The 14048-nt window shown below is 70.5% G+C and carries 13 protein-coding genes and 1 pseudogene; 7 read left to right on the forward strand and 7 right to left on the reverse strand.

All coding sequences use genetic code 11. The features are described from left to right. Positions 1-113: 113 nt before the first annotated feature. Together JF597_RS29980 and JF597_RS29985 are read right to left on the reverse strand one after the other, a co-directional pair. Positions 114-1787 (reverse strand): FAD-binding dehydrogenase, encoded by a 1674-nt coding sequence (locus tag JF597_RS29980; protein WP_294002466.1) that lies wholly within the window; start codon positions 1785-1787, stop codon positions 114-116. Positions 1788-1800: 13 nt separating this feature from the next. After that, positions 1801-2430: a TetR/AcrR family transcriptional regulator gene (locus tag JF597_RS29985; protein ID WP_294002468.1), complete on the reverse strand. Its 630-nt coding sequence runs from the start codon at positions 2428-2430 to the stop codon at positions 1801-1803. A gap of 121 nt (positions 2431-2551) precedes the next feature. On the opposite strand from JF597_RS29985, the gene JF597_RS29990 reads away from it, so the two are divergent. From JF597_RS29990 to JF597_RS30000, 3 genes are all read left to right on the forward strand, one after another. Next, positions 2552-3178 carry an alpha-ketoglutarate-dependent dioxygenase AlkB gene (locus JF597_RS29990; protein WP_294002469.1) on the forward strand — a complete coding sequence of 209 codons (627 nt, stop codon included), beginning with the start codon at positions 2552-2554 and terminating at the stop codon, positions 3176-3178. Between the two features lie 85 nt (positions 3179-3263). Beyond that, positions 3264-4013, forward strand: coding sequence for an MBL fold metallo-hydrolase (locus tag JF597_RS29995; RefSeq protein ID WP_294002470.1), 750 nt, complete (start codon positions 3264-3266; stop codon positions 4011-4013). Between the two features lie 24 nt (positions 4014-4037). Next, positions 4038-5273 (forward strand): DUF4032 domain-containing protein, encoded by a 1236-nt coding sequence (locus JF597_RS30000; RefSeq protein WP_294002471.1) that lies wholly within the window; start codon positions 4038-4040, stop codon positions 5271-5273. A gap of 36 nt (positions 5274-5309) precedes the next feature. On the opposite strand, the gene JF597_RS30005 is transcribed toward JF597_RS30000, so the two are convergent. The 3 genes and pseudogenes from JF597_RS30005 to JF597_RS55715 all read right to left on the reverse strand — a co-directional run. Beyond that, the gene (locus JF597_RS30005; RefSeq protein ID WP_294002473.1) at positions 5310-6179 is read right to left on the reverse strand and encodes a universal stress protein; all 870 of its coding nucleotides are present in this window, start codon (positions 6177-6179) and stop codon (positions 5310-5312) included. Between the two features lie 640 nt (positions 6180-6819). Beyond that, complete coding sequence (locus JF597_RS30010) at positions 6820-7212, reverse strand: transposase (protein WP_294002476.1); 393 nt, start codon at positions 7210-7212, stop codon at positions 6820-6822. A 139-nt stretch (positions 7213-7351) separates the two neighbouring features. Continuing rightward, positions 7352-7711, reverse strand: a pseudogene (locus JF597_RS55715) (helix-turn-helix domain-containing protein); the annotation flags it as partial. 268 nt (positions 7712-7979) lie between these two features. Between JF597_RS55715 and JF597_RS30015 the strand changes: the two are divergent. Further along, a complete protein-coding gene (locus JF597_RS30015) occupies positions 7980-9317 on the forward strand; it encodes a hypothetical protein (protein ID WP_294002478.1) in 1338 nt (445 codons plus the stop codon). Positions 9318-9442: 125 nt separating this feature from the next. Here JF597_RS30015 and JF597_RS30020 read toward each other — a convergent pair whose 3' ends face one another. Both JF597_RS30020 and JF597_RS30025 read right to left on the reverse strand, forming a co-directional pair. After that, the gene (locus tag JF597_RS30020) at positions 9443-9709 is read right to left on the reverse strand and encodes a transposase family protein (RefSeq protein ID WP_294002679.1); all 267 of its coding nucleotides are present in this window, start codon (positions 9707-9709) and stop codon (positions 9443-9445) included. 86 nt (positions 9710-9795) lie between these two features. Then, positions 9796-10329: a recombinase family protein gene (locus JF597_RS30025; protein ID WP_294002681.1), complete on the reverse strand. Its 534-nt coding sequence runs from the start codon at positions 10327-10329 to the stop codon at positions 9796-9798. 107 nt (positions 10330-10436) lie between these two features. Between JF597_RS30025 and JF597_RS30030 the strand changes: the two genes are divergently transcribed. From JF597_RS30030 to JF597_RS30040, 3 genes are read left to right on the forward strand one after another with little or no spacing between them, the layout of a single operon-like run. Next, positions 10437-12110 carry an FAD-dependent oxidoreductase gene (locus tag JF597_RS30030; RefSeq protein WP_294002481.1) on the forward strand — a complete coding sequence of 558 codons (1674 nt, stop codon included), beginning with the start codon at positions 10437-10439 and terminating at the stop codon, positions 12108-12110. Then, positions 12107-13585 carry an ATP-binding protein gene (locus JF597_RS30035; protein ID WP_294002483.1) on the forward strand — a complete coding sequence of 493 codons (1479 nt, stop codon included), beginning with the start codon at positions 12107-12109 and terminating at the stop codon, positions 13583-13585. Before JF597_RS30030 ends, JF597_RS30035 begins: the two co-directional genes overlap by 4 nt. Next, positions 13582-13935 carry a UBP-type zinc finger domain-containing protein gene (locus JF597_RS30040; RefSeq protein ID WP_294002486.1) on the forward strand — a complete coding sequence of 118 codons (354 nt, stop codon included), beginning with the start codon at positions 13582-13584 and terminating at the stop codon, positions 13933-13935. Before JF597_RS30035 ends, JF597_RS30040 begins: the two co-directional genes overlap by 4 nt. Positions 13936-14048 lie beyond the last annotated feature (113 nt).

Raw genomic sequence — 14048 nt, forward strand, 5'->3', positions numbered from 1 at the left:
GGGCGCTGGGGTCCCCCCGGCCGAAGGCTGGGGGGAGGAACTGCGCGACCAGCCACGACGGCGCCGCAGACGAAGACGGCGGGCGGCGCATCGCGGCACTGCCGGCGCAGCGCTCAGGCGGTCTGCTTCGCCGCCGCGCGCCCCGCCGCCCGGCCCGAGAACAGGCAGCCGCCGAGGAACGTGCCCTCCAGCGCGTTGTAGCCGTGCACGCCACCGCCGCCGAAGCCGGCCACCTCGCCGGCCGCGTAGAGCCCGCCGATCGGCTGCCCGTCGGCGCCGAGGGCGCGGGAGTCCAGGTCGGTCTGGATGCCGCCGAGGGTCTTGCGGGTCAGGACGTGCAGCTTGACGCCGATCAGCGGTCCGGCGGCCGGGTCGAGGATGCGGTGCGGGGTGGCGACCCGGCCGAGCCGGTCGCCGATGTAGCGGCGGGCGTTGTGGATGCCCTGGACCTGGGAGTCCTTGCTGTAGGAGTTGTTGATCTGCAGGTCGCGGGCGACGATCTGGCGGCGCACCTCGGCCGCGTCGAGGAGCGCCTTGTCGGTGAGGCCGTTCATCTTCTCGACGAGCTGGTCCAGGGACGCCGCGGTCACGAAGTCCGCGCCGTGGTCGAGGAAGGCCTGCACCGGGCCGGGAGCGCCCTTGCCGAGCAGCCGGTCGCGCAGCACGGCCTTGCGGTCCTTGGCGGTGATGTCGGGGTTCTGCTCGGAGCCGGAGAGGGCGAACTCCTTCTCGACGATCTTCCTCGTGAGGACGAACCAGGAGTGGTCGTACCCGGCGATGTCCTCGGTGGTGCGCAGGTGCCTGAGGGTGCTGAGGGTGTCGTAGCCCGGCAGGCAGGGGTCGGGCAGGCGGCGGCCGAGGGCGTCGAGCCAGATGGAGGAGGGGCCGGGCAGGATGCGGATGCCGTGGCCGGGCCAGATGGAGTTCCAGTTCTGGATGCCCTCGGTGTAGTGCCACATGCGGTCGCGGTTGACCAGGCGGACGCCGGCCCCGGCGCTGATGTCGAGCATGCGGCCGTCCACGTAGGCGGGGACGCCGGTGACCATCTCGGCGGGGGGTGTGCCGAGACGCTCGGGCCAGTAGCGGCGGACCATGTCGTGGTTGGCGCCGATGCCGCCGGTGGTGACTACGACGGCCTGGGCGGTGAGTTCGAAGTCGCCGATGCGGTCGCGGCCCGAGGCGACGCCGCGCGGCGAGTCGTCGGGGGCGAGCACGGTGCCGCGGACGCCGCGCGCCTCGCCGTCCTCGATGACGAGTTCGTCGACCTGGTGGCGGTGGTGGAAGGTGAGCAGTCCGTCGCGGGCGGCCTGCCTGGCGTACCGGACGAAGGGCTCGACCACGCCGGTGCCGGTGCCCCAGGCCACGTGGAAGCGGGGGACGGAGTTGCCGTGGCCGTGGGCGCGCAGGTCGCCGCGCTCGGCCCAGCCGACCGTCGGCAGCAGGCTGATGCCGTGGCTCTGCAGCCAGGGCCGCTTCTCCCCCGCCGCGAACTCGACATAGGCCCGCGCCCAGCGCACCGCCCAGGAGTCCTCGTCGTCCTCGCGGTCGAACTGGGCGCTGCCCTGCCAGTCGCTCCAGGCGAGGTCGAGGGAGTCCTTGATGCCGAGGCGGCGCTGTTCGGGCGAGTCGACGAGGAAGAGCCCGCCGAAGGACCAGAACGCCTGGCCGCCGAGGTTGGCGGCGTTCTCCTGGTCGACCAGGGCGACGCGCCTGCCCCTGCTGGTGAGTTCGTGCGCCGCGACCAGGCCGGCGAGGCCGGCTCCGACGACGATGACGTCCGCGTCCATGGCGACGCCTTTCTTATCCGGATCGGGTGCTGCCGTCGGTCAGCAGCGCGGTGAGCAGTTGTTTGAGCCAGGCACGGGCCCGGTGCACGTCCCTGTCGAGCAGCAGCTGGACGGTGACCCCGTCGTAGGCGGCGACCACCGCATGGGCCGCGCCCTCGACGTCACCGAGCACGGCGGGGATCGGGGTGTGGCCACGGGCCCGCAGGAGCCGGTCGGCGATGGCCTCGCGGAGCCGGGTGCGGTGGTCGAGGAGGAGTTCGGCGACGGCCGGGTCCCGGGCGGCGTGCACCAGGAAGTCGGTCTTCACCAGCAGCCAGTCCACGTCGAGGAGGAGCACGTCGGAGACCCGGTCCACGGAGGCCGGCACGTCCAGGTCGGGTCCGTCGCCGGAGAGCGCGTCGGCGACCTGCCGGGCGATGAGGTCGGCACGCTCCCGGTAGAGGGCGAAGAACAGCTCGTCGAGGGTGGCGAAGTTGGAGTAGAAGGCGCCCCGGCTGAACCCGGCGGCCTCGCAGACCTCCTCGATGGAGACCCGCCCGAACCCCTTGGCGGCGAACACGGTGAACGCGGCATCGAGCAGCCGGGCGCGGGTCTGCACCCGCCGCCGGGTCACGCGTGGGGGCGCGCCGCCCTTCGCTGTCATGTACCGGCCTCCATTCGATACACGAATGTATCGGATGCATGGATGTATCGAAAGGGGTGTGCCCAGCCTGCCCGGAGATCAAATAGGAACAGATTTTCGATTAAGGAGTACGCTGGGGCTCATGGCCACGCACCTCCAGGGCTCCCTGTTCGACCAGACCGACGAGCTGCGGCTCGGCACCCTCGACGGCATCGACCGGACGGCGCTGGGCTCCGGCGCCTGGATCGACGTGCTGCCCGGCTGGCTGAGCGGCGCCGACGCGCTGTTCGAACAGCTGGCGGCGGACGTCCCCTGGCACGCCGAGCGCCGGCAGATGTACGACAACGTCGTGGACGTACCCCGCCTGCTCGCCTTCTACGGCGCCGCCGACCCGCTCCCCCACCCCGTCCTCACCGAGGCCCGCGAGGCGCTCACCCGGCACTACGCCGAGGAGTTGGGCGAGCCGTTCGCCACGGCCGGGCTCTGCTACTACCGCGACGGCCGGGACAGCGTGGCCTGGCACGGCGACCGGATCGGCCGGGGTGCACGGGAGGACACCATGGTTGCGATCCTCTCCGTGGGCGAGCCCCGCGACCTGCTGCTGCGCCCCCTGGTCGGCGGCCCCTCGGTGCGGCGCCCGCTCGGCCACGGCGACCTGATCGTGATGGGCGGCTCCTGCCAGCGGACCTGGGAGCACTGCGTACCGAAGACGGCCCGGGCCGCCGGGCCGCGGATCAGCATCCAGTTCAGGCCACAGGGGGTGCGGTGACCTGGACCTCGGCGCCGGGCGGCCCCCTGCATGTGGTTGGCTGTGCTCCGTTTCGATCGGCACGAACGGGCAAGCCGGAGTGATCATGCGGGCAGAGGTACACGAAGTCGGCAAGGGCGCCTATCTGGTGCACGGCCAGCACACCAACTGGGTGATCCTCAAGGACGGGGACGCCGTCACGCTGGTGGACACCGGCTACCCCGGAGACCGGCAGGGGCTGCTCGACTCCCTCGCGGAGGTGGGCGGTTCACCGGAGGCGGTCGCGGCCGTGCTGATCACGCACGCGCACAACGACCACCTCGGCTCGGCCGAGTACCTGCGCGCCGCCCACGGCACCCCGGTCTACCTCCACGAGGCCGAAGTACCGCACGCCCGGCGGGAGTACCTCCAGCAGGTGTCCGTGGGCGAGGTGGTGAAGAACGCCTGGCGGCCGGGTGTGGTGCCGTGGCTGGTGCACGTGCTGCGCGTCGGCGGCACCGAGCAGCACCCGGTCAAGGCGCCCGACGCGTTCCCGGTCGCCGAGGGACCGCTCGACCTCCCGGGCCGCCCGGTCCCGGTGCACACCCCGGGCCACACCGACGGGCACACCGTCTACCACCTGCCCGAGGCCGGCCTCGTGATCTCCGGTGACGCGCTGGTCAGCGGCCACCGCACCTCGCGCATCCAGGGCCCGCAGCTGCTGCCCGACATGTTCCACCACGAGCGGGCCCGGGCCGTCGCCTCACTGGAACTGATCGGCGCCCTCGACGGGGACGCCCTGCTGCCGGGACACGGCCCGCTGCACCGCGGTCCGGTGCGGGCGGCCGCCGAACGGGCCCGGGAGCTGGCCTCGTGACCCGCCGGCCTTAAGGTTCGTCCCATGGCCTTGCAGATCAACGCCACCAACCCGGAGCACCCCGCGCTCCTGCTCGAACTCCCCTGGGACGTCCCGCTGGAGGAATGGCCCGAGGAGTACCTCGTGCCGCTCCCCCGCGGCATCTCCCGGCACGTGGTGCGCTACGCACGGGCCGGCGACGAGGTCCTCGCGGTGAAGGAGCTGGCGGAGCGCCCTGCGCTGCGCGAGTACGAGCTGCTGCGCGACCTGGACCGGCTCGCCATCCCCGCGGTCGACCCGCTCGCGGTGATCACCGGCCGCACCGACGCCGAGGGCGAACCCCTGGAGTCGGTGCTGGTCACCCGGCACCTCGGCGGCTCCATGCCGTACCGCTCGATGTTCGAGACGACCATGCGCCCGGCCACCATGCACCGCCTCATGGACGCCCTGGCGGTGCTGCTGGTCCGCCTGCACCTGGCCGGGTTCGCGTGGGGCGACTGCTCGCTGTCCAACACCCTGTTCCGGCGGGACGCGGGCGCCTACGCGGCGTACCTGGTGGACGCCGAGACGGGCGACCTGCACCCGCAGCTGAGCAACGGGCAGCGGGAGTACGACCTCGACCTGGCCCGGGTGAACATCAGCGGGGAACTCCTCGACCTGGAGGCCTCGGGGGCGCTGCATCCCTCGCTGGACCCGATCGAGTTCGGGTTCGAGATCTGCACCCGGTACGGCGAGCTGTGGGAGGAGCTGACCCGGACCTCGGTGTACCCGGCGGGCAAGTACCAGTACATCGAGCGCCGGATCAGGCGGCTCAACGACCTCGGGTTCGACGTCGCCGAGATGCAGATCGAGCACTCCTCCAACGGCGACAGCGTCACCTTCGTACCGAAGGTCGTCGACGCCGGTCACCACCAGCGCCAGCTGTTGCGGCTGACCGGCCTGGACGCCGAGGAGAACCAGGCGCGGCGGCTGCTCAACGACCTGGAGAGCTGGATGGCCACCCAGGACGACTACGCCCCCGGGGACCCCCTCGCGGCCCGCCCCGAGGTGCTGGCCCACCGGTGGGTGCGGGACGTCTTCCGCCCCACCGTGCGGGCCGTGCCACTGGAGCTGCGCGGATCGATGGACCCGGCGGAGATCTACCACGAGCTGCTCGAACACCGCTGGTACCTGTCCGAGCGGGCCCAGCACGACATAGGCCTGGACAACGCGGTCGAGGACTACATCGAGAACGTCCTGCCCAAGGCACGGGAGACCCTGGAGCCGGTCACCCCCGAGTAAGCCCGGAGCGAGCCCCGGAGGAAGCCCCGCGCCGGGTCACCCGTGCGGTACGACGGCCACCGGGCAGTCGGCGTGGTGCAGCACCCCGTACGCGACCGAGCCGATGCGGGCGCCGACCGCCGTGCGGTGGGCGCCCCGCCCGACGACCATCAGCTGGGCCCGGCCGGCCACCGAGAGCAGCACCTGCCCCGCACTGCCCATCTCCACGTGCTCGGCGACCGGCACGTCCGGGAACCGCTCGCGCAGCGGCCGTACCGCCTCGGACAGCGCCTCCTTCTCGAAGGGCTCCATGCCTCCGGACTCGTCGAGCAGCTTCAGCGACCCCGGGCTGTAGGCGAAGACCGGCGGCAGGGTCCAGGCCCGCACCACCCGGACCGTCGCGCCCCGGGCCGCCGCCGTCTCGAACGCGAACTCCAGTGTCGCCGTGCTGTCCTCGGGGCCGCCCTGCTGGCCCACGACGACCTCCCGTCCGGCGGCCTCCGCGGTGGGCCGGTCACCGGCGCGCACCAGTACCACCGGGCGTGCCGCCTCCGCGATCACCTGCTGTCCGACGGAGCCCAGCAGGAACCCGACGACCCGGCCGTGCCCGCGCGACCCCAGTGCCAGCAGCTCGGCCCCGGCCGCCGCGTCGACCAGCACCTCCACCGGCCCGCCCTCCAGCACGTCGACGCTCACCGCGAGCTCCGGATACCGCCCGGCGACGGCCCGCACCGACTCGGCCACCCCGTCGGACACCCACCCGCGCTGGGCCTCCCGGTCACCGCCGAGCGCCTCGTGCTGCTCGTACCGCCAGGCGTGCACCACCCGCAGCGGCAGCCCCCGGCGCACCGCTTCCCGGGCCGCCCAGTCGAGAGCGGCGAGGCTCTCCTCCGTACCGTCCACCCCTGCCGTGATCGGGCGTGTCATGCACCGGCCTCCTCGTCCGTTCCGTGTCCGCGTGATCAGTCTTCCGCACTGACGGGTGCCCGCTGTGCACCGCCGTACAAGAGCGAAGGCGGGCGATCGAACATACGATGGGCGGGAACCGGTACGGTGGGCGCGCTCCTCCAGGAGAGCCCGCCGTGCCGTGGAACCAACGGCTCGGGGTGGGAGACGTATGGCACAGGCTGCCGACGCAGCACGGACCGTCATCCTGACCGTGGACACCTCGCAGTGGATTCTCAAGCAATCCCGCTCCGAGCTGGCCGGCACCGCGGCCCGCAGGTTTGGGAGGCGGTGGTGCTCGCCGCGGTGGCCTGCGAGGGTGCGGCCCCGCACCATCCGTCCGTACACCGCAGGCCCTCGCTCTGCTGGAGGAGACGCGCCCACCTGACGGCTGGTTCGCGGCCCGCTGCGGCCGGACTGGACACGGCGGGCGTGGTGAAGGCCGAGCGGTTGAGGTTTGGCGCGAAGCGTCCTGCTGACGTAGGCACGGACACTGGCGTAGCCGCATCCGCTGGGAACGCCGCGACGGCATCCACCAAGCCTTCATCACCCTCGGCTGCGCCATCATCTGCTGGCGACGACTCAAAACCTCATTCTGATCCGAGTCCTACTGAGTTTTTCGTTAGTTCTGTGCGGGTTGGGGGTGGATGGTGAGGCCGGTGTGGGTGAGGAAGGACCACGGGAGTTGCTCGCTGGAGCAGACGCGTTGGATGCCGTGTTCGGCTGCGTCAGCGACGTCGGCGAGGTGGTCGCCGGCGAGGTTGGCCAGCTCGCAGGTTTTGATGGCCGACCACGGCAGTTCGACGGGGTTGAGTTCGGGCGCGTAGGCCGGCAGCCGCTCGAGCGTCAGCCAGTCCTGCTCGGCCGCCCAGGCCCGCATGCCCTGACTCCAATGAGCGGAGAGTCCGTCCCATACCGAGACCACCGACTCCCCGGCGTAGAAGGCCTTGAGGCGTTCCAGCACGTCGATCAGGGAGGTGGTGTCGTAGGTGCCCGGCGCGTAGGTGCGGCGCACCTGTGGCAGCAGCGATATGCCTGATTCGTCGAAGGAACACTATCCAGGCACGTTTCTTCACCGCCCCCCTTTGATGCGTGGCCATTCCTGAGCGACCCATCGGGCGATCTCGGACACGTCCCGCTCGACCGCCTGGCGCCTGGCGCCTGGGCCGTTGCAGACTCCACCCCAGCCTCCCGGTCAGCAGGCGCCATACCGAGGCCCGGGCCACCTTCACCCCGGTTACCCGCTCCACCACCACGCCGGCCCGTTCCAACGACCACAGGTCTGCCTCGAACCCGTGCGCCTGAGCGCCTGCATCCAACGCGACCCGAACAGCTTCGGCTTGGGCATCATCCAGCTTGGGCGGCCGACCGGTGGCCGGACGCCGCCGCAGTGCCTGAGCACCGCCCTGCTCCCATAAGCGTTTCCACCGGCGCACGCTCTCGGCATGCATCCCCACCATCCGTGCACCCTCGGACGTGGCACGCCCCTGCTCGAACAACTCCACCGCCCGCATGCGACGCGCCTCGGCCAACTGGGGCCGTGTCAGGGGCGGAACGGACACACATCGGAAAGCACGGCCTGCGACTTGGAAGACACACCAACAGCCTCACACCGTTGCAGCTCCTGCAACCACAGAACTGACGAAAACTCAGTAAGCCGACGCCCGAGCCACCTCAACTGATCCACGGGATTTGAGAGTTACTCCACAGCTCACCTGATCAAGAACTACTAGCATCTGCTGCGTGAAGACTTCTGGCATATTTCGAAACCGTCTGAGACTCGTGGTGGCCACCGTGTTCTCCGTGGTGGCCCTCGTCATGGTGCCGACGGGCCCCGCGCAGGCGGCTCCCGGTGGCAACCCCGGGAAGCTGACCACCCTCACCTCCTCGTCGGACTACGCGAGGTTGGAACTCCAGGAGCACCGGGTCCCGACCTCGTCACTGGACAACCTGGCCAGCGAGATGGGCACCGCCCGCGGGGTCGACCAGGTCCTCGCCAGCGCCAACCACCCGATGCGCAACGCGGCGGACTGCTCCACCATGGAGAAGACCGCGCTGCCGCTGAAGCCGACGGCTGAGTCCTACTACTGCTGGGACTACGGTGACGACAAGACCCAGGACTGGCTGCCGCAGTCGGTGACGTCCAGCGGTGACGCGGACAACGACGGCCTGTGGGGCACGAACAAGGTGATCCTGTCCGGCTGGGGCGAGAACGGGTCCACCACCACGGACCACATGGCCCGCATCGCCTTCATCGACGCGAACGACCCGAGCAACTTCAAGTACCGCTGGGTCCTGCCCGTCATCCCCCTCAACGGCGGCACCGACTACCGCGCCCTGAAGTCCCACATCGGCGGCATGGTCTGGTATCAGGACAAGCTGATCGTCACCTCCTGGGAGGGGGATTCCGATCACAACCAGCTGTACATCTTCGACATGCACCGCATCCTGCAGGCGACCGTCAACAGTTCCGTGGTCGGCAAGGTGAGCAACGGCTGGTCCGCCGACGGCTACCAGTACGTAATGCCGGCGATCGGCTCCTACAGCCTCGCCGGCGGGGGCTGCGTCTCGACCAGCGACGACTCCTTCCCGTGCTTCGCCTCCATCTCGCTCGACCGCAGCAGCGTGCCGGACAGTCTGGTTGCCACCGAGTGGTTCTCCTCCGGGGGCACCCAGCCGGCCCGCATCTGGCGCTACAACTTCGACGGCAACGACCCGGGCTACCTCGCCAAGGACAGCAACGGGTACGTGGAGGCCGACAAGATCTACGAGACGAACGCCGTCGGTCTCCAGGGCGTGCTGTCGCACAGTACGACCCAGGGGGGCACGCCGAACTTCTACGTCGACGACGCGCGCGGCGGCGTCGACCAGCACGGCATCCTGTGGCGGCAGAACACCAGCGACGCCAGCGCGGCAGCCAACTGCGGGGGCGACATCACGTACGCCTGCTGGGGCATGCACACGGAGGGCATGTCCTACTGGTGGAACACCGGCCGGCTGTGGACGGTGACCGAATGGGCGGCCGACATCAACGCCCACTGGTCGGGCACTGACACCGCGCGGCCACAACGGCTGCTGTACTCCGTACCGCTGTCCTCGGTCGACAGCACGCTGAACTGACCCCAATAAGCGCAGCGCACGGTGTGTGCGCTGCGCCCGGTTTTCACAGGTCACGGGGCTGGTGTGAGGTTGCGGTGATGTACTCGCGCCGGTCTGGGGCGTGATCTTCTTCGGGAGATCGTCTGTCACCTGTGGATTTCGGTGTTTGCGAGGACGAGCAGGGCGCGCAGGAGGGTGGTGGCGTGCCGGGCGTTCATGCGGATCTTGGTCAGGAAGCGCCAGGACTTCAGGTTCGCGAAGCCGTGCTCGACAGCGGCGCGTTCGCGATTGAGCAGGCGGTTCGCTTCCTTCTCCGCGCCGGTGAGGCGGTGGTTGCGGGTGGCCTTGCGGCCGGTGGTGATCACCGGGTCGTCGGGGTCGTCGTCCAGGCCGATGAAGCCGAGGTCGACCAGGGCCCGAGATCCAGATCAGATTGCCCTTTCTCGTCGGCCAGTGCGAGAAACAGCAGGCCATGGGCTTGTGCTTGCCGGAGAAGTCCTTACAGCTCGACCACGTGCGGCCCCTCGGCCGGGTCGGCCTCCTGCGGCACCGGACGCGGGCGACCGTCGATCAGCTCGTACGTGCGCCGGTAACCGAAGGGGATCTTGCCGTGGGGGCGGCCCTCGCCGACTGCGGGGTTCACACCACGCAGCGTACGCACCGACAGGAGCCGGGCCTCCTTCTCCGCGTCGTTGATGCCACTGATCAAGGAGTGCCGGTCACCGTAGTCGCGGGGGTTGAAGGTGCGGTCCAGGCTGGTCACGTGGATCAGGTATCCGCCCGCCTCCGCCGCGTCGACCAGGGCCACGCCCCGGCCGGTCTCACGGGCGAACCTGGACACCTCCCACAGCACGAGCACGTCGCCGGGTTCACCGATGGCGCCGGACGTCAGGCCGGCCAGCAGCTTCTCGAAGTCGTCGCGCACCTTGGCCGCGAACTTGGAGGCCGAGCCGGTGTCCCTGTACGGCTCGCCCCACGTCCACGGACCGTGATCGGCTTCGGCAGCGATGTTGTCGCGGTGCTGGTCAGTGATGCTGCGCGCGGTCTAGCCCTTGCCCTTGGACACACGCAGGTACTCGCGTGCCGCCCTTGTCACGGTTCCCGTGGCCATGGCCCCTCCCCGTCCCGTACGGTCGTTCTATGCCACCTAAAAGCTCAACCGTAGGTGTAATCATGACCGTGGACGACGACCCGGGAGTGTCCCGTGCCGTCGCCCGGGACCTGCGGCGCCGCTACGGCGCGTCGTACCGGATCGTGCGCGCGGAGTCCGGGGAGTCGGCGCTGGACGCGCTGCGAGAGCTGAAGCTGCGCGGCGACCTGGTGGCCGTGATCCTCGCCGACTACCGGATGCCGCAGATGAACGGCATCGAGTTCCTGGAACAGGCCCTCGACGTGTATCCCGGTGCGCGCCGGGTGCTGCTGACCGCGTACGCGGACACCAACGCGGCGATCGACGCGATCAACGTCGTCGATCTGGACCACTACCTGCTCAAGCCCTGGGATCCGCCGGAGGAGAAGCTCTACCCGGTCCTGGACGACCTGCTGGACGCCTGGCGGGCCAGCGACTACAAGCCGGTGCCGGCCACCAAGGTCGTCGGGCACCGCTGGTCGGCGCGGTCCTCGGACGTGCGGGAGTTCCTGGCCCGCAACCAGGTGCCGTACCGCTGGTACTCGGTGGAGGAGCCGGAGGGCCGGCGGCTGCTGGCCGCGGCCGGGGCCGACGGGGACCGGCTGCCGCTGGTGATCACGCCGGACGGCACGCCCCTGGTGGAACCCGAGGCGCCCGAGCTGGCCGCGCACGTGGGGCTGGCGACGACACCGACGGCGGACTTCTACGACCTGGTGGTGATCGGCGGCGGCCCGGCCGGGCTCGGCGCGGCCGTGTATGGGGCGTCGGAGGGGCTGCGGACCGTGCTCGTGGAGCGGTCGGCGACCGGCGGGCAGGCCGGGCAGAGCTCGCGGATCGAGAACTACCTGGGCTTCCCGGACGGCGTGTCGGGCGCCCAGCTCACCGACCGGGCCCGCCGGCAGGCCGCCAAGTTCGGCGCGGAGATCCTGACCGCGCGCGAGGTGACGGCTCTCGAGGTCAACGGGGCCGCACGGGTGGTGCGGTTCACGGACGGTTCGGCGGTCGCGGCGCACAGCGTGATCCTGGCGACCGGTGTGCAGTACCGGCAGCTGGAGGCCGCGGGCTGTCTCGACCTGACCGGCTGCGGGGTGTACTACGGATCCGCGCTCACCGAGGCGACCTCCTGCCAGGGCCAGGACGTGTACATCGTCGGCGGCGCCAACTCGGCCGGCCAAGCGGCGATGTACCTGTCCCGGTTCGCCAAGTCCGTGACCCTGCTGGTCCGCGGCGCCGACCTGTCGGCCTCGATGTCGTACTACCTGATCCAGCAGATCAACGAGGCCCCCAACATCGCCGTGCGCAGCCACACCGTGGTGGACGCCGCGCACGGCGTCGAGCGCCTGGAGCAGCTCACCCTGCGCCATGTCAGCAGCGGGGAACGGGAACAGGTCGACGCCCAGTGGATGTTCGTGTTCATCGGGGCGGCTCCGCTCACCGACTGGCTCGGTGACACGGTGCTGCGGGACGAACGCGGGTTCATCCTGGCCGGGCCCGACCTGACCGTCGACGGACGGCCACCGGGGGGCTGGGAGCTGGACCGGCCGCCGTACCACCTGGAGACCAGCATTCCCGGCGTTTTCGTGGCGGGCGACGCACGCGCCGATTCCGCCAAGCGCGTCGCGTCCGCCGTCGGAGAAGGAGCCATGGCAGTGATGCTCGTCCACCGGTACCTGGAGCAGTCATGAGCGGGCAGCCGATGCCGTGCAGCCCGAAGGAGATCGGCGCGCTGTTCCTGTTCGAGAAGCTGGAGCCGGAGCAGCTCGGGCGGCTGTGCGCGGCGGGCCGGGTCGAGCTGTTCCAGCCGGGCCCGGTCTACACCGAGGGCGAGCCGGCCACCTGCTTCTACGTGATGATCGAGGGCACGGTGGTGCTCTCCCGGCAGGTCGGCGGGGACGACGTCGAGGTCACCCGGACCTCGCAGTCCGGTGTGTACGCGGGCGCCATGCAGGCCTACCTCGGGGACCGGGTGCGGCAGGCGTACAACAACTCGATGCGGGTGACCGAGCCGACCCGGTTCTTCGTGCTCCCGGCCGACACGTTCGCGGACATCATGCGCGAGTGGTTCCCGATGGCCGTGCACCTGCTGGAAGGCCTGTTCTTCGGTTCGAAGAACACCCAGGCGGCGATCGGGCAGCGCGAACGGCTGCTGGCTCTCGGCTCGTTGTCCGCCGGGCTCACCCACGAGCTCAACAACCCGGCCGCGGCGGCCGTGCGGGCCACGTCCACGCTGCGCGAGCGGGTGGCGAAGATGCGGCACAAGCTCGCGGTCATCGCCGAGAGCCCCTTCTCGCGGGAGCAGCTGGCCGGGCTGATCGAGATCCAGGAGCGCACCGCGGAGCGGGTCGCCAAGGCGCCGGCCCTCAGTCCGCTGGAGGCCTCGGACCGCGAGGACGCGCTCACGGACTGGCTGGAGGACCACGGCATCGACCACGGCTGGCAGCTCGCGCCCACCTTCGTACAGGCCGGGCTCGACGTGGACTGGCTGGAGCAGGTCGCGGCGGCCGTGGACGAGGAGATCCTGCCGAACTCGGTCGGCTGGCTCAACTACACCATCGAGACCGAGCTGTTGATGAACGAGATCGAGGACTCGACCACCCGCATCTCGAACCTCGTCGACGCCGCCAAGCAGTACAGCCAGCTGGACCGGGCGCCGTACCGGGTGGTGGACGTGCACGAACTCCTGGACAGCACCCTGCTGATGCTGTCCGGGAAGATCGGGCAGGACATCCGGGTGGTCAAGGAGTACGACCGTACGGTCCCGCCCGTCCCCGCCTACCCCGCCGAGCTCAACCAGGTGTGGACCAACCTCATCGACAACGCGGTCTGTGCGATGAAGGACGGCGACGGCGCGGGCGGCGGACACGGCACGCTGACCGTGCGGACCGCGCTCGACCACGAGCAGCTGCTGGTCGAGTTCCGGGACACCGGGACGGGGATCCCGCCGGAGATCAAGGACCGGATCTTCGACCCCTTCTTCACGACCAAGCCCGTGGGGCAGGGCACGGGGCTCGGTCTGGACATCTCCTGGCGGATCGTCGTGAACAAGCATCACGGCACCATGCGGGTGGAGTCGGAGCCCGGCGACACCCGGTTCCAGGTGCTGCTCCCGCTGACCGCCGAGGCGCCCGAGGAATCCGAGACACCTGTGGAGGCAGTATGAGTGGCGACACCGCGATAGACCCGAACGTTCCGCCGAGCGGCGCCGGGTGTGTGGAGTGCGACGCGGCGGGGGGCTGGTGGTTCCATCTGCGGCGGTGCGCGCAGTGCGGGCACATCGGGTGCTGCGACGACTCGCCCTCGAAGCACGCGACGGCGCACTTCCATTCCACCGGGCATCCGGTGATCCGTAGCTACGAGCCGGGCGAGGGCTGGTTCTGGAACTTCGAGACGGAGGAACTGTACGAGGCCGGGCCGGAGTTGGCGCCGCCGGTGAGTCATCCTGCGGAGCAGTCGGTGCCGGGTCCTGCGGAGCGGGTGCCGGCGGACTGGGCTCGGGTTCTGCGGGGTTGAGCGCCTAGGGGGGCGGGGGCTCTGCGGTGACGGCGGGTGCGGCTCGGGGGTGGCTGGTCGCGCAGTTCCTCCCTCAGCCTTCGGCCGGGGGTGCCCCCAGCGCCCCTGGCTTC

Source organism: Streptomyces sp., from assembly GCF_019510245.1.
GTDB lineage: Bacteria > Actinomycetota > Actinomycetes > Streptomycetales > Streptomycetaceae > Streptomyces.